The 24,369-nt window shown below is 39.6% G+C and carries 15 protein-coding genes and 2 tRNA genes (1 of these 17 only partly in view); 2 read left to right on the top strand and 15 right to left on the bottom strand.

What is annotated here, in order from left to right; translation table 11 throughout:
* Together GN303_RS01020 and GN303_RS01015 are read right to left on the bottom strand one after the other, a co-directional pair.
* On the bottom strand, positions 1-242 hold the 5' end (the start) of the coding sequence (locus GN303_RS01020) for an acyltransferase family protein (protein ID WP_146206672.1). The gene continues 826 nt to the left of window position 1, outside the view; 242 of the gene's 1,068 nt are visible here — the first part of the coding sequence; its start codon is at positions 240-242; the stop codon falls past the left edge of the window.
* A gap of 93 nt (positions 243-335) precedes the next feature.
* On the bottom strand, positions 336-1,922 hold the full coding sequence (locus GN303_RS01015; RefSeq protein WP_231504043.1) for an efflux transporter outer membrane subunit: 1,587 nt from the start codon (positions 1,920-1,922) through the stop codon (positions 336-338).
* A gap of 218 nt (positions 1,923-2,140) precedes the next feature.
* Between GN303_RS01015 and GN303_RS01010 the strand changes: the two genes are divergently transcribed.
* Positions 2,141-2,215, top strand: a tRNA-Thr gene (locus GN303_RS01010).
* A gap of 291 nt (positions 2,216-2,506) precedes the next feature.
* Here GN303_RS01010 and GN303_RS01005 read toward each other — a convergent pair.
* The 9 genes from GN303_RS01005 to GN303_RS00965 form a co-directional block, all read right to left on the bottom strand.
* A tRNA-Met gene (locus tag GN303_RS01005) sits at positions 2,507-2,581 on the bottom strand.
* Between the two features lie 82 nt (positions 2,582-2,663).
* The gene (locus GN303_RS01000) at positions 2,664-3,182 is read right to left on the bottom strand and encodes a DUF4167 domain-containing protein (RefSeq protein WP_110439539.1); all 519 of its coding nucleotides are present in this window, start codon (positions 3,180-3,182) and stop codon (positions 2,664-2,666) included.
* A 205-nt stretch (positions 3,183-3,387) separates the two neighbouring features.
* A complete protein-coding gene (gene prmC, locus GN303_RS00995; protein ID WP_110439538.1) occupies positions 3,388-4,251 on the bottom strand; it encodes a peptide chain release factor N(5)-glutamine methyltransferase in 864 nt (287 codons plus the stop codon).
* A 109-nt stretch (positions 4,252-4,360) separates the two neighbouring features.
* Positions 4,361-5,443 carry a peptide chain release factor 1 gene (gene prfA / locus GN303_RS00990; RefSeq protein ID WP_110439537.1) on the bottom strand — a complete coding sequence of 361 codons (1,083 nt, stop codon included), beginning with the start codon at positions 5,441-5,443 and terminating at the stop codon, positions 4,361-4,363.
* A 3-nt stretch (positions 5,444-5,446) separates the two neighbouring features.
* Positions 5,447-6,697 (bottom strand): histidine--tRNA ligase, encoded by a 1,251-nt coding sequence (gene hisS, locus GN303_RS00985; RefSeq protein WP_110439536.1) that lies wholly within the window; start codon positions 6,695-6,697, stop codon positions 5,447-5,449.
* Positions 6,698-6,733: 36 nt separating this feature from the next.
* Positions 6,734-7,858 carry a flavodoxin-dependent (E)-4-hydroxy-3-methylbut-2-enyl-diphosphate synthase gene (ispG, locus tag GN303_RS00980; protein ID WP_110439535.1) on the bottom strand — a complete coding sequence of 375 codons (1,125 nt, stop codon included), beginning with the start codon at positions 7,856-7,858 and terminating at the stop codon, positions 6,734-6,736.
* Between the two features lie 144 nt (positions 7,859-8,002).
* Positions 8,003-9,202: a helix-turn-helix domain-containing protein gene (locus GN303_RS00975; protein WP_158523902.1), complete on the bottom strand. Its 1,200-nt coding sequence runs from the start codon at positions 9,200-9,202 to the stop codon at positions 8,003-8,005.
* A 27-nt stretch (positions 9,203-9,229) separates the two neighbouring features.
* Complete coding sequence (locus tag GN303_RS00970; protein WP_110439533.1) at positions 9,230-10,294, bottom strand: NAD(P)H-dependent flavin oxidoreductase; 1,065 nt, start codon at positions 10,292-10,294, stop codon at positions 9,230-9,232.
* Positions 10,287-11,546 (bottom strand): aspartate kinase, encoded by a 1,260-nt coding sequence (locus GN303_RS00965; RefSeq protein ID WP_110439532.1) that lies wholly within the window; start codon positions 11,544-11,546, stop codon positions 10,287-10,289. The genes GN303_RS00970 and GN303_RS00965 overlap by 8 nt, the downstream gene beginning before the upstream one ends.
* Positions 11,547-11,704: 158 nt before the next feature.
* On the opposite strand from GN303_RS00965, the gene ubiG reads away from it, so the two are divergent.
* Positions 11,705-12,457 (top strand): bifunctional 2-polyprenyl-6-hydroxyphenol methylase/3-demethylubiquinol 3-O-methyltransferase UbiG, encoded by a 753-nt coding sequence (ubiG, locus tag GN303_RS00960; RefSeq protein WP_110439531.1) that lies wholly within the window; start codon positions 11,705-11,707, stop codon positions 12,455-12,457.
* A 142-nt stretch (positions 12,458-12,599) separates the two neighbouring features.
* Here the strand turns inward: ubiG and GN303_RS00955 are convergent, their stop codons facing one another.
* The 4 genes from GN303_RS00955 to GN303_RS00940 all read right to left on the bottom strand — a co-directional run bounded on the left by GN303_RS00955 (position 12,600) and on the right by GN303_RS00940 (position 24,319).
* On the bottom strand, positions 12,600-13,892 hold the full coding sequence (locus GN303_RS00955) for an autotransporter strand-loop-strand O-heptosyltransferase (protein WP_408735545.1): 1,293 nt from the start codon (positions 13,890-13,892) through the stop codon (positions 12,600-12,602).
* Between the two features lie 230 nt (positions 13,893-14,122).
* Positions 14,123-16,168, bottom strand: coding sequence for an AMP-binding protein (locus GN303_RS00950; protein ID WP_110439529.1), 2,046 nt, complete (start codon positions 16,166-16,168; stop codon positions 14,123-14,125).
* 60 nt (positions 16,169-16,228) lie between these two features.
* Positions 16,229-22,771 (bottom strand): type I polyketide synthase, encoded by a 6,543-nt coding sequence (locus GN303_RS00945; RefSeq protein ID WP_110439528.1) that lies wholly within the window; start codon positions 22,769-22,771, stop codon positions 16,229-16,231.
* 75 nt (positions 22,772-22,846) lie between these two features.
* On the bottom strand, positions 22,847-24,319 hold the full coding sequence (locus tag GN303_RS00940) for an AMP-binding protein (protein ID WP_110439527.1): 1,473 nt from the start codon (positions 24,317-24,319) through the stop codon (positions 22,847-22,849).
* Positions 24,320-24,369 lie beyond the last annotated feature (50 nt).

The raw sequence follows: 24,369 nt of genomic DNA, 5'->3' as shown, positions 1-24,369 counted from the left end.
AAAAATTTCAATCCTTCCTTAAATGATGCTTTTTCATGGTTTTCAAGAACGTTCAACGCAATGACAAAACCACTTATAACAAAAAATAGATCCACCCCATATCGCACAAAAGGTCCAGAAAACGTATATATCGTTGCAAATATGGGTTTAACTTCTATTTTAATCGATAAAAAATGCGCCCAACAAACTGATAAAGCGGCAAGCCCTCTTAACATTTGAAGGGTATAAAATTTCCTTAGCAATAATACGGCTCCAAAATATAAATTATTTATAAGGAAATAAATAATTTGACCGTAATGATCAACTATTCTGATTATGCGCTAGCAATTTTATAATCAACTTTTCTTTTGAAGCGATTCAGTATGTTCGGGAAAGGTTGTTTCCCATCCTCCACCAAGTGCTTTATACAGTTGTACTAAATTGGTTGAAATACGTGTTGTACTTTTTACCAAATCATCCTGAGATTGCAATAGTCGACGTTCTGCATCCAGAACATTGATAAAAGTTTGTAACCCCTCACGATATTGTTCCTGTGCCAAAAAAACAGATTGCTGGTTTGAATTGACAGTTTCCCTTAATTTATCATTTCTTAACTGTTCGGCTTGATAAGCAGACAGAGCGTTATCAACCTCCTGCCAAGCACGCAAAACAGTTTTACGATAAGCGAGAGCCGCTTCTTTCTGCTGCGCCTTTTTTAATTGTAATTGACCCTTTAATTTCCCCCCTTCAAAAATGGGAATTGATATTGTCGGTCCAACATTCCATGCTCGTGCTGACCAAAATCCCAAATCCTTGATCGATAAAGATTGAAAGCCCATTTTTGCATCCACGGTTACTTTTGGATAAAAATCCCCTTCTGCCACACCAACCTCTGCAGTTGCAACATGTAAGGCGGCTTCAGCCTCTCTTACATCTGGACGACGTTGCAGCAATTCAGAGGGCAAACCAACAGGAATCTGCGGGGGAACTGGAGGAATTGGTTTTTGTTGTGACAAAGTTTGATCCAAGGCGCGGGGTGGTTCCCCTATTAACAATGCAAGGGCATTCATATAATTAATGACCTGCTCTTCCAATTGTGGGATCTGTGCATTTGTCTGTTCCAGTTGAGCACGGGCATCGTGAACATCCAATTCTGTTACCAATCCCCCCGTATAACGTTTTTGAGCTAAATCAAGTGAATCCTGAGCAATTTTCGCATTTTTTCGAACAATATCCAGTTGTGTCTGCAATCCACGTAGAGTTATATAATCATTGGCAACTTCAGCCAACTGGAGGGTTAAAATATCTCGTCGCTCCTCTTCGGAAACTTGCCATAAAGCTTTACCAGCCTCGTACTGACGACGAACACGCCCCCAAATATCAGCTTCCCAACTTGAATCCAGAGCATCAGCCCATTCATTAAAAGTGGGAATATCAATATCCTTGGGGTCAACGATTTTACCTAACTCAGGTTTCTGATTCTCGACACGGTTAATAATTCGACGTGCCATTTTACTACTATGTTGTGCTCGGCTGTAACTACCCATTGCATTCAAGGTGGGAAAGCGTGCCGATCCTGTTATGATTAACTGGGCACGACTAGCAATCATTCGCTGTGTAGCCATTTGAATATCAAGGTTATTTACGATAGTACGACGTTCCAGATCAGATAATATCGGATCATGAAAACATTCCCACCAATTTGGATCCAGTTTATTCTTACTGATTTGACTTGTAACATTACCGTGGATTGAATTATGGTTTGGATACCATTTTGAAGGGTACCAAGGTGTCTGTTTTTTAAAATCAGGTCCAACCGCACAACTGGTCAATGCAATACTCAAAAAGGAAAGTGATAAAAAACAAAAGCTATATTTCATAGTTACAACCTGATATCCTATTTTAATATACAGCATTAAACGGGCGTTTTCATTTCGAACCATGATGGTTCTTTAATACTATTTAAGATACGCTTTGATGAATTTACATAGAAGACAAAAATAATATTAATCGAACTGAATTTTGGATTTGATGTAAATATTTCATCTAACTTTTGAACAATTTATCCTTGATTTGCAAGCCATATAAAAAATATGCAAAAAGATAAATTTTTTTTGTTGCATCATTTTGAATGAAAAGCTACTAAATAAAGCAAATCGAAGCTGCTGTAGCTCAGTGGTAGAGCACTCCCTTGGTAAGGGAGAGGTCGCGAGTTCAATCCTCGCCAGCAGCACCATTTCTGATTATGTATGACAATTTAATATATCACATCTAATCTCGTTAAATTATTAAAAAATTTTTACAAGATCGTTCTGTTTTTCCATTCCCAACAAAATATATTTTCATATTCAATGACTCTGATTACTTCAACAATAATCATACCATCAGTCTGATCATAATAAAATTACAATCAAATCACAAAATACCAACTTAAAAACAAAATTAAAAATAAGTTGTTAAGAATTATTCGATTTTAAGGATTTTGAATTTTAACAACCATCTGTAGATTTAAACCAAATTTTAAAGATGGTAGCGACGGGCGGATTTGAACCACCGACCAAGGGATTATGATTCCCCTGCTCTACCACTGAGCTACGCCGCCTTATCAATTATTGAAAGACGAGTTTAATTACCCTTATTTAAATGACAAAGTCAAGTATTTTTCACTCATCTTCTATAATATTTTAACTATTTTCTTCCGAAAGCTTTTTTTTTCCTGCTGACAGCGCTCTAGGAGGCCTTCCTCTACGGGGCACACGAACCGGTGCGGGCTGTTCAGCCTCTATCTCCTGAACAACAGGAGTTTCATTTGCAGTTTCATCAATCTTAATTTCGACAGCCTCGGTTGTTTCCGGTTCATCCTCTATCATTTTTACAGGCTCTGTATTATTTGCCGTTTCCTGAAAATTATTGGGACGATGTCTTTGTTGATTAGACTGGTTAATCATATTAACAATACGAGAATAATGTTCTGCATACTGAAAAAAACTTTCAGCATTGACCCGATCCCCTGAACTTATGGCATCCCGTCCCTGTTGAAGATATTTTTCATGTAATTGTTGAGCAGTTCCACGAATACGTCCATTAGGACCGTTACTTTCAAACACATGATTTCGATTAAAAGAAACCTGTCCGTTTTGATGCCGTGCCCCCCCGTTATTGCCTGACCGGTAATAACGACCTCGCATACGTTTTGTATTCATAAGTTATTGTTATACTTTCCTATTAGTAAATATGAAACTAAGGTTACATTTTGATTGGTTGATAGATAATGATTAATATGAAACAAGTAAACTAAATGAAATAAATAAATTGCAATTTAATACTATAATTTATACAGCTATTAATCATTATATTGAGTTAGTAGCTTCTCTTACTATAATTAAAATAAAATTATATGATAAGCTTTTACAATTTTATATTAGAAAAAACAAGGGCTCTTGTATAACCATTTAAATCCTGTTGTTTTTGCACAACATACAGCCCTATATCCCTTCCAATCTCTGTAACATGCTCTTCCTGTTCAATTCCTAGTTCTAAAATCAAAACTCCCTGTTCCGTTAATAAATCCGCGGCTTGATAACAGATTAAACGATATGCATCAAGGCCGTCCCTTCCCCCATCCAAAGCTGACATGGGTTCATAGTTTTTGACCTCTGGCATTAAATTTAATAATTCATGTTCACGAATGTAAGGTGGATTGGATAAAATAATATCAAATTCTCCCTTTAAGGCATTACCCCAATAACCTGTATAAAATATAGATCGGTCCGCCAATTTGCATTTTTCCGCATTTTTCCTTGCCAATCTAACAGCCTGTTCTTTATAATCGACCCCAATTCCAAAACTTTTCGTGTATTCAGACAAAGCGGCAAGCAACAGGCAACCTGTGCCAGTTCCCAGATCCAGAAAATTATAACGAGTTTGGCGTTTCGGAAACAATTTCAACAAAACCTCGATCAAAGTCTCGCTATCAGCGCGAGGAATTAAAGTGGCTTCTGACACTTCCAAATTTAACGACCAGAATCCTTTTTCCCTCACAATATAAGCGAAAGGTTCATGCTGACTTCGTCTATAAAAATATGAACGAATTAGGACAGGATCGATCAATTCTGTTTTATCCATCAAGAATAATTCGGTTCTGCTTTTTTTTAACGCCGCAGCTATTAATAACATTACCTCTCGTCGCGGTGCTTCAATTCCTGCCTTTTGAAAAAGCATCTCGCCTTCCTGAATTAATGAAGCCAACGATATTTGTACACTATTATCCATGTAATCCAGTAAAAATCAATTTATCCAAATATAAAAACAACTAATGCTTTTAAACGATAATATAACTAAGGCATTAGACAGAAATAAAAGGCAAAACCAGATTTTTTTCCTAGGTATTCTCTTCAGAAGCCAACAGTCGGGATTGTTCTTCCTGGATTAAATAATCGATAATCTCATCAAATTCCCCCAACATAACACGATCAATCTTATGCAACGTCAAATTTACCCGATGATCGGTAACACGTCCTTGTGGAAAGTTATATGTACGAATACGTTCAGAACGATCTCCTGTCCCCACCTGAGAACGACGGTCTGCCGCACGATTTTCATGAGCGGCCAACCGCTGTTGTTCATATAAACGTGCACGCAGGATCTTCATGGCTTTCGCCTTATTTTTGTGCTGACTTTTTTCCTCCTGCATCGCCACGACCACACCTGTCGGAATATGAGTGATCCGCACCGCACTTTCCGTTTTGTTAACATGCTGTCCACCAGCCCCAGAAGCACGATAGACATCAATCCGCAGATCACTTTCATCAATTGTGACATCCACTTCCTCTGCCTCAGGCAATACTGCAACGGTTACTGTTGAAGTATGAACACGCCCCTGACTTTCGGTAGCTGGAACACGTTGCACGCGATGAACACCCGATTCATATTTCAAACGTGCAAAAACTCCCGTTCCCGTGATTGAAGCAATCCCTTCTTTAAGACCGCCCAATCCAGTATCACCATATTCCAGAATTTCAAAGCGCCAGCCTCGAGATTCCGCGTAACGTTGATAAGCGGAGAAAAGTTCTGCCGCAAACAGACCCGCCTCATCACCCCCAGCCGCTGGACGTAGCTCTAAAATTGCACTTCGTTCATCAGCCTTGTCCTTTGGTAACATTGCCAAACGAATCTTATGTCTTATTTCCGGAAGTTTTTCATGCAACCCCTGTAACTCGACCTGCGCCAAATCTTTCATTTCAGGATCATCAAGCATTTCCTGAACAGCCTGATAATCCTTTTCTGCCGTCCTTAAAGATTCAATCAAGGCTACAAGCGGATTCAATTCAGCATATTCACGTGAAGCCTCAATAAATTCATCCCCGGATATCTCAGTGGATAACAAGTGTTGTAATTCTTCTGACCGAGCTATGATTTTATCCAGACGATCATTAAAACTTGCAGAAAATTCTTCAGAAGACATAAATTATTTCGCCAATTTCAAAATAAGCTGAGAAACCAAATCATGCAAGGCAACCTCGACTTGTTCACCAGAATTCAAATCTTTCAACTGAACAACTTGTTTGGTCGCCTCATCCTCACCAATAAGCAATGCAATAGACGCTTTCCTTTTATTAGCCCACTCCATTTGTTTACGGAAATTCCCTTTATAGGTCATTTCAGCAGCAATTTTATGCGTTCTTAATAGCTGTAAAACCGTAAATGCCATTTCATGAACCGCATCAGAAAATACAATGATTGCTACAGATTTAGGTTGGACGGGTATCGAATTCAATAAAAGAGCCAATCTTTCAACCCCAGCTGCCCATCCAATAGCAGGAACAGAAGGTCCACCCATTTCTGCAACCAGCCCCTCATATCGTCCGCCCGCCAGAACGGTACCCTGTGATCCAAGCTTTGTCGTTACAAATTCAAAAACCGTATGACTATAATAATCCAATCCACGAACAATATAATGATTTTCTCTAAATGGAATTTTAAACTGATCCAGTGCTTTTCGTAATCTATCCCAGAATTCCAGTGCTGTTGGAGTCATATAATCTTTCATTAACGGAGCATGATCCAATAACGCTCTATCCTGTGCGGCCTTACTGTCCAAAATACGCAAGGGATTTTTCTCCAACCGATTTTGACTATCTTCTGATAATTCAGATTTAACGGTTTTGAAATAGGCAATTAAAGCTTCTCGCCATGCTTGACGGCTGGCCAGATCCCCCAGCGTGTTCAATTCAAGAACAACATTATCTGAAATACCCAGGGCATTAAGAATATGCTGCCCCATTGCAATCATTTCCGCATCTGCAAAAGGGGTTGTCGTACCCAGCAATTCTGCACCAATCTGATGAAACTGCCGATAACGGCCTTTTTGAGGACGCTCATAACGAAACATTGGGCCGGCATAAAAAACCTTTTGAGGAAGGGTTTGGGTCAAAGCATTTGTAACCAAGGCACGGCAAATTCCAGCTGTTCCTTCGGGACGCAGGGTGAGAGAATCCCCACCACGATCCTGGAATGTATACATTTCCTTGGAAACAATATCCGACGTATCCCCTAAAGAGCGCGCAAAAACACCTGTTTCTTCAAAAACCGGTGTTATCCATTCTTCAAACCCATATAATGAAGTAATATTTTTTGCGGTTTGCATGACATATTGATGATTTTTTGCCTCGTCACCAATCAAATCATGGGTTCCACGAACGGGTTTAACCACACTCACTTTAAACTATCCTATGTTTGAAATTATATTTTAAAATTAATTCTTTTCTTTTTTTTGAGCAGTTTTTTCCGCTTCAATCTGTGCGGCTTTTTGTTCAACCAATTGCACAATATGATTAATCATTTCTTCAGCCGGAATCGTATGATCCTGCTTTCCACCAACATAGACCATATGACGTCCTGACCCACCCCCGGTAACACCCACATCCGTCATGGTGGCTTCACCTGGACCATTAACAACGCAACCAATGACAGAAAGCGTAATTGGCGTTTCAATATGAGCCAAACGTTCTTCCAATGTTGCAACCGTTGGAATGACCTTAAAACCTTGACGCGCACAGGAAGGACAGGAAACAACCCTTACCCCCCGATGACGCAAACCAAGCGTTTTCAGTATATCCCAGCCTACAACGACTTCCTCTTCAGGTTCAGCCGATAAGGAAACGCGCATTGTATCCCCAATACCTGCCCATAAAAGTGAACCTAATCCAATGGAGGATTTTACAGTTCCCGCTCTTTTCCCGCCCGCTTCAGTAATACCGATATGCAATGGATAGTCACAAGCTTCAGATAATAAACGATAAGCTTCAACCGCCAAAAAAACATCTGAAGCTTTAACACTAATTTTGAATTCGCGAAAATCATTATCTTCTAGGATTTTCGCGTGCTCCATCGCACTTTCCAATAAAGCCTCAGGATTAGGCTCTCCGTATTTTTCCAAAAGATGTTTTTCAAGAGAACCCGCATTAACCCCGATACGAATTGAACAGTTATAATCTTTTGCCGCCTTAATTACATCCCGAACACGATCCGCATTACCAATATTTCCTGGATTAATCCTTAAACAAGCAGCGCCTGCCTGTGCAGCTTCAATCGCCCTCTTATAATGAAAATGAATATCCGCAACAATTGGAACTTCCACATTACGGACAATCTCTTTCAGCGCCCTGGTACTATCCTCATCAGGACAGGAAACCCGAACAATATCAACCCCCACCTTTTCAGCTTTTTTAATTTGTGCAACCGTTGCCTGTGCATCACTGGTCAGCGTATTTGTCATTGTTTGAACACTAATCGGTGCATCCCCGCCAACAGGAACAGACCCCACATTAATTTGTCGACTTTTGCGACGAATAATTTGCTGATATGGGCGTAAACTCATTAATTTTTCTCCAAGTTAATTATGGTAATACCTTTAATCTTAAAAGAAACAATCTTAAAAGATCAATTTTACACCATCTTCTTTTAACTAACCAACCCCATTAAAATATGCAATATATAACCACTTAAACATAAAATATTTGTCCTAACGATTATCAGATCCTTCAGTCTTTTCCTGATCATTATTTAAATTCAAGCCATTCTCATTGACCATTTTCTTCTTATTTTTTGCAGGCATTGCATCCGAATTATAATCTACAGGTTCTGTAACAATCTTTTCCAATAACTCAGGCGTTATAACAAAATGCCGTAAAACCTTTCCCCTTTCACCCAAAGGCCTTGACTGCTTCCCATTATTTTCAATAATGACAGCCCCGGCATTACCAATGGTCATAACAACCCTTGCATGATCTGATGGAACAGCCCAGCTTTCACCTTTTTGTAATGTTTTTTGCAATAAAATACGACCCTGTTGATCCTGAACTTTTAACCAACTGGCTCCGGATGTCCTGATAATGATATTGTTATCAACTTTTTCTGTTGTCTCATTATCTTTGCTTTCAATATTTTTTACCGAATCAGGATATTGTTGATCAACTTTACCTGATGAGTCAGATGCTTTACTGGTTTGAATAGAAGAAGGTTCCTGTGGTTTCTGTTGGTTGTCTATAGATGAATTTTGTGAAGACAATTTATTTTCTTGTAAAGAATTGTTTTTATCACCCTGCGAATAATTTGCCGGTTTCGAAGCCGGTTCATTTGTTTTTTGAGACTGGGCTATCTGTGATTCAAGTTTATAGATAGCATTGGAAACATTTTGATCCGGTTTTGCATTATTTACATTTTGAGAAGGCATAACAGATGCAATCTGTGGTGAAATTTTTTCCTGCGCCTGATCTTTACCATTTTTATCCATAATGGATGGAATAGTTTCGGCAGGAACCTTTCGATGATCAGTCATTTTGTACCAGCCAACATATCCCCCGGCAATAATCAGTAAACCTGCAAAAATAATTACAGCGGCAGGAACGCCAGATTGAGGGACAGGAGCAGGAAACAGTAATTTCTGTTTATATTCTGTTCCCTGATGCTCAAAACGAAAGCGCTTGATTACCTCGTCAACATTCAGTCCCAGAAACTCTGCATAAGAACGCAAAAAACCGGCTGCATAGGCTATACCGGGCAACTGATCGATCTGCCCATCCTCCAGAGCCTTTAAAAAAACCAACCGGATTCTCAGCCTCTGAGAAATATCCTCCAAACTCAAGTGCAATTCTTCTCTTCTTGAACGAAGCATTTCGCCAATAGATTGTTTATTCGCATATTGTTCAGGTCCATTACTCATTTGCTTAAAACCCATTATATAGAATGTTCACATATCTGATATACGTTGTTGTCGTCTTACCAAAGCCTCAATTGCCTGTTGCATAAGTGTATGAAAGATATCGGCAACAGGTAAAATTTCCTTTACCATTCCCACGGATTGACCGGCCATAACCGAGCCATATTCCACATCACCTTCCTTTACCGCACGACGCAAAGCCCCCGCCCAAAAATGTTCAATGTCCAGTTGGGCATCTTCTTTACTTAATTCACCATTACGATATTTTTGAATTACGGCGGCTTGATGCTTCATGAACGCTTTTGTCCCTGGATTGGAAAGACCACGCACGGGAATAACTGGAAAACTATCATCCAACTGTACTGAAGCGACTGCATCCCGTGCCGAAGCGTGAATAAACGCTTTTTTAAACCTCTCGTGGGCTTGACTTTCTACCGCTGCAGCAAACATCGTGCCCAACTGTGCGCCAGAGGCCCCCAATTCAAGAAATGAAACAATGGCATCGCCACGACCCAGTCCACCTGCAACAAAAACAGGTATTTCACGGATAACAGGTAAAATTTCTTGAGCAAGTACAGTCAAAGAAACAGGACCTATATGTCCCCCTGCTTCTGCCCCTTCTATCACCAGTGCATCAACACCCATTTTAAGCAAGCGTTTTGCCAAAATCAAGGCTGGAGCAAACGCAATAACCCTAGCTCCCCCATCTTTAATTTGCCTGATTGCTGTACTCGAAGGAATACCCCCTGCCAACACAATATAATGAACCTTTAGACGCAGACAGACATCAATCAATTCAGACAATTTAGGATGCATCGTAATCAGATTTACCCCAAAAGGCTTTTTTGTCAGTGCCTGAGTGGCCTCGATTTCGACAGCTAGCATTTCGGGTTCCATTGCTCCACATGCAATCACGCCAAAACCCCCGGCATTGGAAATGGCTGAAACCAGATGATGCTCACTGACCCAGGACATAGCTCCGCCAAGAATGGCAACCTCACTTCCCAAAAAATCAGTGCCACGTTTCCACAGACGCTTCAATTCCCTTTTTGCTTGATCATATGAAACTAAATCCATATTCATTTTATCAGTCATTCATTTGGTCCAATCCATAAGCTGTATGTAAAGCACGTACAGCCAATTCCACATACTCCGCAGCAACAATAACAGAAACCTTAATTTCACTTGTGGAAATCACTTGAACATTTATAGAACGTTCCGCCAATGTTTTAAACATAATATTTGCGACACCAGTATGAGAACGCATCCCAATTCCAACCACACTGATTTTTACAACATCCTCATCGGTCAGCAATTGTGAGAATTTAATTGTATCTTTTGCCTGCTCCAAAAGCTGTTGAACCTGTAACAAATCCGTTTTAGGCACTGTAAATGTCATATCTGTGGTTTGATTTGTCCCGCTACTCTGCACGATCATATCAACATTGATATTGGCCTCTGCCAAGGGCCTGAAAATAGAAGATGCCACTCCAGGAAAGTCGGGAATACCTTTTACAACCACCTTTGCTTCATTCAAGGAATAAGCGATTCCTGTTACTTGTTCTTTTTCCACAATTTCATCCTCACTAACAACTAAAGAACCTGGCAAAGACCCCTCCCTTGACGGGTCATGATCTTCAAAACTTGAAAGAACCTGAACACGCACCTGTTCCTTCATGGCCAATTCTACACTTCTGGTTTGCAAGACCTTTGCACCGACAGAGGCTAATTCCAACATCTCTTCATATGCGATTGCCTTTATTCGTTTTGCCTTTTTTACTATTCTAGGATCAGTTGTGTAAATTCCATCTACATCCGTGTAAATATCACATCTTGTAGCATTCAAGCTTGCAGCCAACGCAACCGCCGAAGTATCGGATCCACCCCGTCCCAAAGTTGATATACGCTTATTTTCATCTATTCCCTGAAATCCGGCAATAACAGGCACAACTCCAGCCTGCATGCATTCTATCAGGGCTGCTGATTCAATCTGTTTAATTCTGGCCCTACCATGCGCATCATCTGTAATTATGGGAATTTGCCAACCTGACCATGAACGTGCTTTAATCCCCATTGTTTGCAAAGCAATAGCCAAAAGCCCGCTGGTTACCTGTTCACCTGTCGCTACAATTGAATCATATTCGCAAGGATCATATAGGGGATTGAGGGTTTGACAATATTCAACCAGCTGATTTGTGACCCCTGACATAGCTGACACAACCACGGCTACTTCACATCCTGCGCCAACTTGTTTTTTGACTGTTTGAGCGACCTTACGAATCCTATCCAAATCAGCAACCGACGTCCCACCAAACTTCATTACGATCCGGGGAATATCACAAGACATAAAAAATAAACTCCACAACTATTATTTTCAGCATTTAAATATGATATAATGAAGCATAAATCTCATTTTTCTAATATCATTCAATAATTAACCCAATTATTATTTATAAGCAAATAATTGACTTTTCTATTACTTTTCTTCCACCGAGGGTGAAATAAATGCCTATCGATACTACAGATAATGCCAATAAGCAAAATAATTCAATTAATACGAATGAAATTGATCATTTTAATCAGCTCGCAGATCAGTGGTGGGATCGAAAAGGGCCCATGAGCTCCCTTCATGACATGAATGATCTTCGTATTGAATGGATCAACCGCAACTTGAGACATAATAATCAATATTACAAATCCGGCAATATTCTGGATATCGGATGTGGAGCCGGTTTGGCCAGTGAAGCCCTGGCAAATATGGGATACAATGTGTTGGGAATAGATGCCGGAGAAAAAGTTATCAAAGCCGCACAATATCATCTAGATACAACACCCTTGCTCCCTAAAGGCGGCTCATTAACCTACAAGGTGGGGAGCATTGAGGAACTTGTTCACGAAAATCAACATTTTTCTGTCATTACGGCCCTAGAGCTACTTGAGCACGTTAATGATCCTCAGAACTTTATTCATAATATCTCCCAGTTGTTACAAACCAATGGCATAATTTTTGTATCAACAATCAACCGTACATTACCAGCCTTTCTATTTGCCAAGGTAGCAGCTGAATATATTACACGCAAGTTGCCTGTCGGTACACATAACTGGAGACAATTCATCACACCTTCTGAATTGGGCAAAATGGCATATTCTGCCGGATTACGCATAAAATCTATTGCCGGAATGACTTTCTATCCAAATGGATGGAAACTGACCCAGAATGTAAAAATCAATTATATTGCCTGCTTAACAAACTCATAATTTGTTAACTACAAAATAAATTAAAAAAAGCTTTTAGAAAAAACTAGAAGCTTTTTCTCTCACTCCACCATTATTGGATTGACTTAATCATATCCCTTAAAGAATTTTGCCCGTTGCCCTTACATCCAACTGTTATTAAACCTTACTTGCCTTTTTCATTTACTGGTTTCTGACGACAACTTGGAATGGACAAAATGGTTTTGATAACATGCTGATGAGAAATTGCCTTGGTGCATTCGAACTGTCGGGAAGTGTTGCTATGTTTCGGACAATATAAGAAATTATTATGATCAAATAAATATCGAATATCATTCCAACATCCATTACAAACATGCGTATTGAACACACGATAAGGCGTATTGAATTCAGTTAATGGATTGGTAAATCCTGAAATAACAACAACTGGAATACCAGCACCCCATGCAAGCCAGGCAAGGCCAGAAGATAATCCGACAAAAAATTCGGCATATTTTAACCAGCGTACTCTTTCCGTCAAAGGACGCGGACCTGTTTGATCTTCCGCACCGTTTGGAATATGGTTCCAAACAAGATCCTTTCCGAAAACCCTGTCCCTATCAATACAAATTACACGATATCCAAGGCTTTTCAAAAAATCAATAATATAATGCCATCCAAAAGGATTATTCCAGTATTTACATTGTGTCGAGGCCTGTGTAGCAATGACTACATAAGGTTCTGGAATAGGTCTTGTATCTTCACTTGCAACCAAACGAGGGGGAACCTCTTCAGGATCCACACCCAAAATATATCCTGCCGTTCGATGTAATCCTACCAACCTGAAATCACGAGGTTGCCAATTATTTTGTTCATCCTCAAAAAACAGGCCTATATAATATCCTGCATAAAATTTGTTTTCAATTTTCTGTTGAGCATAAACAGAAGCGTCAACAAATCTGATTTCCGGATAGGCTTTTTCAAACAAATCAATAAGATTTTTTCCCAAAGCCAATGTCAGTTTACAGTCATGTTTCTTCCTAAATTTTTCTGCATAGGGCACCCAACCCAGTGAATCCCCCAAGGATCCGACTGGAAAGGCAATTAAAACTTCCTTGCCCCGAGCATTATATTCATGAACAAGAACCTCTTCTTGCTTTCCATCCCTATGAATCTTTGAAACAATGATTTTTCCATTCATATAATGATGTTTGGCAGTGGTTGCATATCCCTGATCCTGGCAGGTTTGATCCAGCAAGACAACCTCTGTATCAAGATCCATTAAACAAACGCGCCATCCCTCCCCTGCAGCTGGTTTTGGAACATATACGCGTATTCCAAAATTAAAATCGTATAAAATACCCATGGGTCCTTTTTGGGTAGGCTTAGGAGAAGCCTGTATAAATTGATTTACCAGATTTTTGGTGCTATTTGCCGGCTTTTGTTCTGTTTGATTGTTCACCTCTTCACCACCAATCATAGGTGAAAATCGTTTATCCAATGCTTGAATGGCGTCTTGGACCTGTCTGTTTTGTGATAAATTATTTATTTTGTTAATTAATTCACTTTCCTGAGTCTGCTTGTTTTCCAGAGAACTTGATAAATTGTCTTCACCTTTAACTTTTAATTTAACTCTTTCAAACCCTTCTACTCTCACCTTATCATTCTGGGTCAAGATAGTTCCCTTTCAATGTAGAATTAAAATTATTTTTATAATTCAGAATTACAAATTTGCTTTGCTAATAAATGACATAAATCCGTATATGTTTGACATGCGGTCATAAAATCAGATGGGTCAATCTCAACGTGAAATTTTTCTTCAAATTTATAACGTAAGTCTAACAAAAGGTCATAATTAACCTCTTTGTTCAACAATTTGTTGCGTGTTAATTGCTTTACATTCCCCCTCCAATCTTTCGTTACATTTCCAATCCATTCTTCTACTTGATTATATGCCTCTTTAAAAGACAAAAATGCTGTAATGATCGGAACCTGATATCGAAATTCCTTAATGACAGGAAGTTTCTTCTCGCAAAAAGCCTCTCGCGTACGCGCAATCTGAATTTTGCCACTGGGTGTTTTTAAGACACCTCCCGGACGTGTCAATACAATTGTCCGAGGCCAAATCATATAAAGCTTGGTTACCTTTTCATAAATATATCCGGCAATTTCTTCATATGACTTGACGGGATTTCGTATGGTTTCCGCAAGAATGGTTATTGATGTTGGATCCTTTAAATTTTCAAGAAAGAAGGTTGTTCCATTAATGCGGATATCAGGACAGGAATTTTCCAATGTGCCACTAATATCGCCAGGATCATATTTCTTGTTGCCTAATGTTATGACGTTGCTGATCCTTCCAGCAAAGTACAATTCATTTTCATAAATGAACCCCAAATCACCGGTCCGTAAATAAAATTCCTTGGAACCAGATAATTTTGCATGAAATACATCCTCTGTTTCTTCTGGACGATTGAAATATCCTCTCGCAACACTGGGTCCAGAAACGCAAATTTCTCCGACCCGTCCATCTCGTAGGATTTGGTCGTTTTCCGGATTCACAATAACAATCTTTTGATCCTCCAAAGAATAACCACATGAAACCAAAATGCGTTGATCATTAACATCAGAAGCCTGCCTAACGAAACCTGTCATCAGGGCTTTTCGTGAAAAATTCCTGATTTTAGGGGAAACATTTGCCTTGCTGTTAGTAACGGTTAACGTTGCCTCGGCAAGACCATATCCAAAAATGAAATGCCTGGCCCTGAACCCTGCCGAGGAAAATCTCTTGCAAAATTTTTCTATTGTTTCAGCCTGAGAATTATCTGCCCCATTCACTGCTATTTGCCATGACGATAGATCTAATTTCCTGATCTCATTTTCCGTGATTTCCCTTAAACAAAGATTATAGGCAAATGTTGGTCCACCAGAAACCTGTATTTTATATCTGGTAATCGCCTGTAACCATCTTACCGGTTTTTCAATAAAATATTTTGGAGGCAACAAAAAAATTTTTCGTCCCAAACCTACTGGAACTATAATCCCCCCGATTAATCCCATATCATGAGCGAAAGGTAACCAACTCAATCCGTTGCATTCACTTTCAAGAATTTTTTCACTTGCTGGCTGATGTCGCACATTATACATCAAGTTACGATGCGTAATCAAAATCCCTTTCGTATTCCGAGTTGTCCCTGAACTGTACTGAATTAGAGCAACATCCTTATTATCACCCTTTTTAATTAATTTATCCCTGACATTTAATAAAACCTCCAGGGGAATCCAGACAGGATTACAATCCAGTTTCCGAAAATAATCTTTATATTCGATCAGTAAATGACGTGGACCAATAACAAAATCTGGTTGCGCATCATTTAAAACCGTTGCAAATCGTTCATCACTGCGAATAACATCAACATGAATTCCTGAAACAGGGATCATATTGGCATATATACAGCCAAAAAATGCCAAAACATAATTCAAATCATTTTCACATAAGATCAAAACCCTGTTTTTTTCCTTACCAAAATGATGCAGTCCTGCCGCAATAACCGAAGCCTGATGATCAAGTTGAATGGCCGTCAGAGTGTCAACAGGATCACATTGGTCATTCAACAGCGTATAAATAACCATTGAGGGTGATGAGCATGCACGATGCCGCACCATATCAACAAGGGTATCGTTTCGCCAATCAACAACGTTATGTTGCTTACAAGTTCGGTCTTCCGTCTGCTCTTTCGGGATAATCAAAACCATCTTTTCTTTACCAATACCATCACTCGTATCTATACGTTCAAATTTTTACTTGAATTATTCTCAGACATTTTCCAGTGTTAAAATTTCATTACTTTCAAAAGGAACTTTTAACTTTCTAAGCAATACCCGTCCAACATCCTGAAGATTTTCCTCTTTCATAAGCTGTAGCAACGAAATTTCACATCCCAACTGATTACTGATCGCAATCTGCAGTTCCACTCCAATCAAAGAATCAATTCCGAGCTCGGTTAACCGAGTGTTTCCATCAATTGTATCTGCTGGTAATTGCAACGTTTTTTCCAAAATATGAATTAAATTCTCGATGACAAAAGGTAAACGCCCCTCTAAAGGCAAGGTATTTAACTGTTTCATAACTTCAGTCTGTTCACCTGTTGAAATCCCTAATGCGGTCAAAGGCTGAAAACGACCATAAGTTCGCGTAACAGGAAACGCGCTGAACCATTTTGACCAATCAATATCAAGGACGGCCAAAAAGGGTTTGTGAAGTTTCCATAATAATGGCATTACATCGAGTGCCTTTTTGACAGGTAGAGGATTCACTCCAAAATTCTGAAATGTTTTGACAACATGACTATCCTTTTTCAGCATATTGCCACCATCAATAGCGCCCCACTCAATAGATAGAGCAGGCAAACCAATCCTTTGACGATATTGCGCCAAAGCATCCAGAAAGGCATTTGCGGAAATATAGGCTGCCTGACCGATATTGCCAAACAAATGAGTCGCAGATGAAAATAAAACAAAATGATCCAACGCAATATCCCTGGTCAGCTCATGCAGATACCAGGCACCCTGCGCCTTGGGTAACATAACTTTTGCAACCCGTTCCCTATCAAGATTTTCAACCACTCCATCATCAATAATTGCAGCACAATGAAATATTCCCTTTAGAGGATATGGCAACTGTTGCACTTTTCCAATTGTTTGTTGTAGGGCATGAAAATCCGTAAGGTCGCACTGCATTTGATACAAACTGATTTCATTCTCTTGTAAGATGCTTAGAATTTTCTGAATTGATGAATCATTTTTCTTAAGTGAGCGCCCTATCAAGACAAGATGTTTGGCTCCTTTTTCAGCCAGCCATTGCACCAATTCAAGCCCCATACCGCCATAAGCGCCTGTCACCAGATAAAGCGCATTAGCTTCAATCGAGGCAACTTTTTTTTGAAGAGGATTAACCATTACATCTTTTGTATCGGTAAAATTGATTACAATTTTACCGATATGCTGGGCAGAAGCTAATGTTCTGAACGCTTCAACCGCTTTGGCAGCAGGATAGACCTTACAGGGTGGCAGAATAATTTTGTCATTCATTATATCCCGCACAATTTTTGTCACAATATCCAGAACTTTTTCTGGACAAACAGCTCCCATCCGATCCAAATCCATAGAAAAGAAATTAATATTTTTATTGAATGCCTTCATTGGCATCCAGCGTTCTTCGGCAATATCTTTCTTTCCCACCTCACAAAAACTGCCGAATGGGGCAAGCAGTTCCAAACTGTGATGTAATGCTTCTCCTGATAGGGAATTCAGGATAACGTCCACTCCCCTTCCACAAGTTACCTGTTTAACCCCATCGACAAATTCAAGATTACGCGAATTCCAAACCTGTTCACATCCCAAATCCCGCAAATACTGACGTTTTTTCTCATTTCCAGCCGTTGCAAAAATTCTGGCTCCCCGCATTTTTGCAATTTGAATTGCTGCCAGTCCCAAACCGCCTGCCGCAGCATGAATAAGAACTATTTGACCCTTTTGTAAATTCGCCAAATTGATCAGTGTATGATAAGCTGTAGAGAACACTATGGGCACAGTAGCCGCTTCTGCATCAGGGATTTTATGTTGATCATATTCTTTGATTTTATCAATTTCATCAGAGGTCAACTGATATCGTTTTGATTCCCTTAACAAGGAATGCGTGGAATAATGGACCGCGTAAATATCCTTCAATGCCAGGGTAACATGTGAAGTTAAACATCCCTTAAACGTAATGACAAGGCGATCTCCAACATAAAAGCCAGCCTCCTCCGCCCCTTTACCAACGGCGACAACCTTTGCAGAGGCTTCCATTCCCAGTCCATCACCGTGAAATGTATCCTTCATGACAGAACGCGGTAACAGGCCCATAACTTTCAATACATCTTTAAAATTCAAAGAAGCATCAATAATTTCAAGTTCTACATGACCTGGAGGCGGTGGTTGACGCACAAATGCATCATAACGGATTTTATCCAAAATACCCGGAAAACCAGAAACAAGCCGAAATCCAATTTTTTGAGAATCAAATTGTTCATAAGGAACACATTGCACTTCCTCACGCCTTGTCATTGGTGTTAGACGGGATAGGTAGCGATCCTGACCACGCAAGACAACATCATCCTCCATCTCCTCATCCAGGATTTCAGCTGCAAGAATAGCTGAATCTGTCTTAAGATCCGCATCAATATCAATCAATTTTAATTTCAGTTCAGGACGTTCAAAGGAAAAAGCCCTCGCAAATCCTCTTAATGATGATTGATCCAAATTAATTGATTTATTATTTTCATGAATTTGTTCTGATCCATTAGTAATTATCACGAAACGAAAATTCTCTGAAATTTTCTTTTCTTCAATTACCGGTAATCCATGTGACAGCACCAGAGCTTCTTGTACCAGAGACAATCCAATTCTATCTTCAAATTCGTTGTTTCTGGTATAAAAATAAACAACCGCACGACATTGATGAATATTAACAAAAGAAAAAAAATCCTGATAATCTTTTACCTGACCTTCCCGAATATGAAATAGGTCTTCAGTCTCTTTTCCAAACTGCTGACCAATCTTTCCAACAAGAACAGTTATCCCCTGCATCTCAAGTTCTTTTTTCAGGAGTTCAAAAAATTGATCACTATCTGTCAATATCGCAATCTTGGCAATTTCTCCTAGAAGAGATAAAGGTTTTGATTTTTGCCATTCACGATGATAAAGCAATCCCATCTGTCTGGCTTCTTTCTGCTTTTGACTGGCTATTTCTTTAACAGTCAACCCCTTGATAGAAGCAATCAATTCTCCCTTTTCAGTATAAAGATCAATATCACCAGTGAATAAGTCTTCATCTCTTACCGGATTATTGGCATAAGCATATAACTTGCCCTCATGTCGACCATAATACATAACCCGCTCAATAGCGACAGGAAGGAAAGTGGTATCTTTTACTTGTTGTTTTGCACACAAAATTCCAAACAGTTGAAAAGCCCCATCCAACAAGGTTGGATGAATACAATAATCCTTGATACTATTCTGTTCAGTATCAGCAATTTCAAGATAGGCCAATACGGCATCAGAATTATGATATAATCTCTTAATTGTTTGGAAAGCCCGGCCATATTCCAGTCCATGCTCACGTAATTTCTGGTAAAAGAACTCAATCTGAATATCTTCAGACATTTTCCCTTTTAATATCTGGAGATCAATTACCTTATCTTCCGACCATGGCATAGTACGTCGCAGAGCAACCGTTGCATATAATTCCCATTCATGCGAATCATTTTTGACTCGCCCAAAAGCAAGTAATCGCCCTGTTAAATCATCAAGGCACCAAGTCATATACGGATAAAAATGCTGGTCAATAATCATTGCCTTTTTTAATTGCAGATCCTCGATAATGGCAGGCTCCTGCATTTCTTTAGGTGCATCAATTGCCAGTTGAGCATGAGCTGCCAACGCGGCCTCAACATACGCCGCCCCAGGCAAGACAATCATCCCTTCAACCTTATGGTCGGGCAACCATGGCATAAAATTGATATTCATCTCGGACAACCAGCCCCGTGATGCGGCCCAATCAACATTGCCTAGAACTGGATTTACGCGTTCCGCCAACCGTGTCGCTTTAGAATGTTTACTCTCAAAAAGGTAACTTTCTCGTGCCCAACGATAAAAAGGTAAATCGACCCGTTTTCCACCCGTGATTTTTCCCCAGTCAAGATCAAGACCTATTGCGGAAAGATTGGCAAGCGTTTTTATAATGGCTTTTTCTTCAGGTTCAGAACGGTGCAAACTATAAGTAACAGCAATCGAACTGTTTAATGTTGCAGCACATTCTTTGATAGAAGAAGATAAAACTGGATGAGGACCTATTTCCAAAAATAGATTGTGTCCATCATGAATAAGAGAGGATACCGCCTCGGCAAACAAAACTGTTTGACGTAAATTACGATACCAATAATTCTCATCATGAAAGAAGGTGTCATCACAAATACGCCCCGTAACCGTCGAATACAAGGGGATTACAGGCATTTGTGGACAAATATCTTGCACTGACGCCTCAAATTCTTCCCGGATCTGATCCATGATGGGATTATGATAGGCAAGTTCCACCCTAAGAAAACGATTGAATTCTGAATGCCTATCAAGTTCAAGTGCAATTTTTTCTAGATTTTCTTTTGATCCAGATAGAGTAAAAGAACGCGTACTGTTAATCGCGGCGACCGTAACATCTCCGGCATATTTTTCGATTAAATTGACCGCCGATGAAGGTGGCAGACCGACGGCCAGCATTGCCCCCTGACCAGAAAATTTTTGTTGTAATCGACTACGATGGTAAATGACGGTAACGGCATCCTTCAAACTTAAAGCACCTGAAATATAGGCGGCAGCAATTTCACCAACACTGTGTCCTACAATCGCAGATGGTTCAATTCCATAAATTTTCAGGGCTGTCGCTATACAAACTTGAATTACAAAAATGGCGGGTTGAGCCACCGCCGTTTCATGAATACGAGATTCAGTTTCCATTTTCTGCATCTCTTCAAGAATTGACCAACCTGACAATTTCTTAAAATAAGAATCACATTTCCCAGCGATTGTTATACATTCAGCAGGCCCCTTCGATAAGAGCCACTTTCCCATTCCCCACCATTGTGGACCCATGCCAGAAAAAACAAAAACAGGCCTGCTTTGTGTTTTAACCTGCTGATTACCAATTATTACATCCGAATTTACCTTATCCTGTATAAAATCCTGAAGGTTTTGAATAAATTCATCTTTGTTTTTTGCAACAACAACCAGATGTTTCTGAAAAAATGAACGATGCTTTCCCACTGAATAACAGATATCCGCAAGGGATATATCGGTTCCCTGCTCGAAATACTCACAATAACTTTGTGCCATCAATTTTAAAGACGGCAATTGTTTCGTTGATAACGATAAAATATACCGATTTGAAGGTAAACAAGCAGTTTTGCCACAGATATCTGATGATTGTTCATTTTGACGAGGAGCCCGTAAAATAACATTTGCGTTTGATCCACCATAACCAAAGGAATTAACCGCAACATATAAATCATCTGACAAGGATTTTAATGAAACAACTTTATCCTGAATCAGGCGTAAATTCATCTCAGCAAAAGGGATATTAGGATTTGGCTCTTTTAAATTTGCCTGTGGTGGCACGGCTCTATGCTTGACACACAAACAAGCCTTAATCAATCCGGCCACACCTGCCGCCGCTTCTAAATGCCCGATATTTGCCTTTACAGATCCTATGATAACAGGTTGTCCGTTCGGTCGGCTTTTGCCAATTGTATTGGAGATTGCCTGAGCTTCTAAAGGATCTCCCACAGGTGTCCCTGTTCCATGCGCCTCAACATAAACGATATCTCCCAATTGTACATTGGCCTGTTGAGCAACTTGATGAATTAGTTTTTCCTGTGCACGCGCATTTGGAACGGTTAATCCTTCATTATGTCCATCCTGGTTAATTCCAACCCCGCTAATGACTGCATGAATTTTATCTCCATCACGCACAGCATCTTTCAGCCGTTTAAGAACAACAATACCACAACCCTCTCCCCTGCCATATCCGTCAGCAGAAGCATCAAAGCTTTTACTTTTTCCATCTTCGGCCATGAAATTGGCCTTGGCGACAATAGCACCGGATTGATCCGTGATCATCAAATTAACGCCGCCGGCCAAGGCCATATCACTATCGCCATTTCTCAGACTTTGACACGCCAGATGAATTGCGGTTAAAGAAGATGAGCAGGCTGTATCAAGAACAAGCGAGGGACCACAAAAATCAAAAAAATAAGAAAGTCTGGCAGAAAGCATAGTAATCGGCAAAGTTGTAGGAAGAAAATTTCTTTCTATTTCCCCTTCTTTCGCTTCGCTAACAGAGTGTTTCGTTAACCAGTCCGTCGCAAAGACACCTATAAATACGCCCACTTTTTGTCCAGCATAGGATGATGGAACAAGACCTCCCTCTTCTAGCGCCTCCCACGCGACTTCAAGTAATATTCTTTGTTGTGGATCACATTGTACAGCCTCTTTAGGAGACATACCAAAGAACAAGGGATCAAATTCAACTATAGGCTGTGTCAGAAAACTGGCATTTAGAAAAAAGCTTTTGGCAATAACTGAATTATCCTGATCATAGGCCGTCCGCCAGTTCCAACGATCAGGCAAAATACGGCTAACCGTTTCTTTTTTCTGACAAATAGCCTCCCAAAAACTTGAAAGATTGAAAATATCTCCTGGGAATCTACAGCCTATACCAACGATTGCAATTTCTTCGTTACTATATTTGTTTATTAGTCTTCCCATAAAATAACACTTTCTTTTTTCTATAATTATTTATTATATTTTCTCATTAATAAAATATTCTATCTCGAATTTTTATTAAATGGTTTCAATATATTGCATTGCCAGCTTTTCTAGATGATTGCGCAATACATGTCCCTCTTCATCCCTCGGAATGGAATTGACCCATAAGACACTTACATCGGGCAGGTTATAAAATTCTTTTTCCAATAGCCTAGCAATTTGATCAATATCAAAATTACCTCCGCGAACAATAGCTAACCAGGGTTGCTGAATTCCATCGTTATCAGGCATGGAAAACAGAGCCGCATCTTTTATACCTTCTATACTGCAAATGACTGCGTCAATTTTATTAGCGTAAAATTTATCACCTCCAAAATTGTAAAGTTCATCTACACGACCAATCAGCCTTAAAAGACCTTCCTCATTCAATATTCCTAAATCGCCGGGATAGAACCAACCATTTTTAAACTGTTTATGAGTATCCTGAACATTTTGGAAAAATTTCTGTACGATATTTGGACTTTTAATTCGGATATTACCTATCTCACCATATGTTAGTGGATGGTCTTGATCATCAACAACCTGCACATCAATCCATGGCATGATCCACCCCGCTGTGTCATCATGGTTGATTTGATCAATATTGATCGAAGCGATAACCCCTGCCTCACTTGTCGCATAGGTAACATTCAGATTTTTTGTCAGACGTTGCTGAACAAAATGACGTAAACCATTAGGAAAATTACCAGCAACGACAATTAATCTTAAATGATCCTGTCTGGGTATATCTTCTGGCAAATTTTCTGCAATCAATTGAAGCTGTGCAGGCGAAATAACCATCAAATCAGGTGACAACATGGCAATAGCGGCAAAATACTGCTCGCGATCAGCCATAATAATTGTCCCGCCGATTGACCAGATGCTTAGATAGCATAAAAATCCATGAAAACTGCCAAAAGCTAATGTGGGTAGCAATGTTGGATATCTCGGAATTTCCGACATAAGAGACCAGCTGATTTTTTCCTGGGTAATCATCCTTATGACAGATGATTCAATCATTGAGGCTGTATAATCAATTCTATGCCGCATGAAAGACGTTCCAGCCGCAATTGAAACACGTACAATACGATCCGGTTCATAGAGCGTATAAATGGGATCAGGTTTGAAACGCTTCATGGCCTGATCATACCAATTCAAATCAAGCACGTGTATTTTAGCTGCCGTATCAATATCAAAAAGCGTATCGCTAATAATTGCATCAGGCTGCAATATAGCAATCTCCTTTTCAGCAATCTCGCTATTACTGGACACTGACGCTGAAGCGACACCAATTCGGCTTAGCGCCATTAAAAGCATCCAGTGAATATGTACTTGCTTATAATTAACAGCCACAATTTCGGAACTATTATCAATAACGTCCAATAAAGCATGTGCAAGCCGATTTATGTCTCTATTCATTGCCGCAAAAGTAATTGAGCCTTCGAATGAACGGATAGCAATTTTATCCGGTGCAACTTTTGCAACATAATCTATGAAGCGATCAAACACGTCTGTTTTTCCCTTAAATAAAAGCTTCCCTTTTAGCTATAATAAAAGGA

Source organism: Commensalibacter melissae (assembly GCF_009734185.1).
Taxonomy (GTDB): domain Bacteria; phylum Pseudomonadota; class Alphaproteobacteria; order Acetobacterales; family Acetobacteraceae; genus Commensalibacter; species Commensalibacter melissae.
The sequence above is the reverse complement of the archived record's forward strand: the minus strand, read 5'-3'. Positions and strand labels throughout refer to the sequence as shown.

Excerpts from the sequence above, each read along its gene's own strand:
- GN303_RS01015 (WP_231504043.1), bottom strand. The coding sequence starts at position 1,922 with ATGGTTCGAAATGAAAACGCCCGTTTAATGCTGTATATTAAAATAGGA.
- GN303_RS01000 (WP_110439539.1), bottom strand. The coding sequence starts at position 3,182 with ATGAATACAAAACGTATGCGAGGTCGTTATTACCGGTCAGGCAATAAC.
- prmC (WP_110439538.1), bottom strand. The coding sequence starts at position 4,251 with ATGGATAATAGTGTACAAATATCGTTGGCTTCATTAATTCAGGAAGGC.
- prfA (WP_110439537.1), bottom strand. The coding sequence starts at position 5,443 with ATGTCTTCTGAAGAATTTTCTGCAAGTTTTAATGATCGTCTGGATAAA.
- ispG (WP_110439535.1), bottom strand. The coding sequence starts at position 7,858 with ATGAGTTTACGCCCATATCAGCAAATTATTCGTCGCAAAAGTCGACAA.
- GN303_RS00975 (WP_158523902.1), bottom strand. The coding sequence starts at position 9,202 with ATGAGTAATGGACCTGAACAATATGCGAATAAACAATCTATTGGCGAA.
- GN303_RS00970 (WP_110439533.1), bottom strand. The coding sequence starts at position 10,294 with ATGACTGATAAAATGAATATGGATTTAGTTTCATATGATCAAGCAAAA.
- GN303_RS00965 (WP_110439532.1), bottom strand. The coding sequence starts at position 11,546 with ATGTCTTGTGATATTCCCCGGATCGTAATGAAGTTTGGTGGGACGTCG.
- ubiG (WP_110439531.1), top strand. The coding sequence starts at position 11,705 with ATGCCTATCGATACTACAGATAATGCCAATAAGCAAAATAATTCAATT.
- GN303_RS00955 (WP_408735545.1), bottom strand. The coding sequence starts at position 13,892 with ATGATTGGTGGTGAAGAGGTGAACAATCAAACAGAACAAAAGCCGGCA.
- GN303_RS00950 (WP_110439529.1), bottom strand. The coding sequence starts at position 16,168 with ATGGTTTTGATTATCCCGAAAGAGCAGACGGAAGACCGAACTTGTAAG.
- GN303_RS00945 (WP_110439528.1), bottom strand. The coding sequence starts at position 22,771 with ATGGGAAGACTAATAAACAAATATAGTAACGAAGAAATTGCAATCGTT.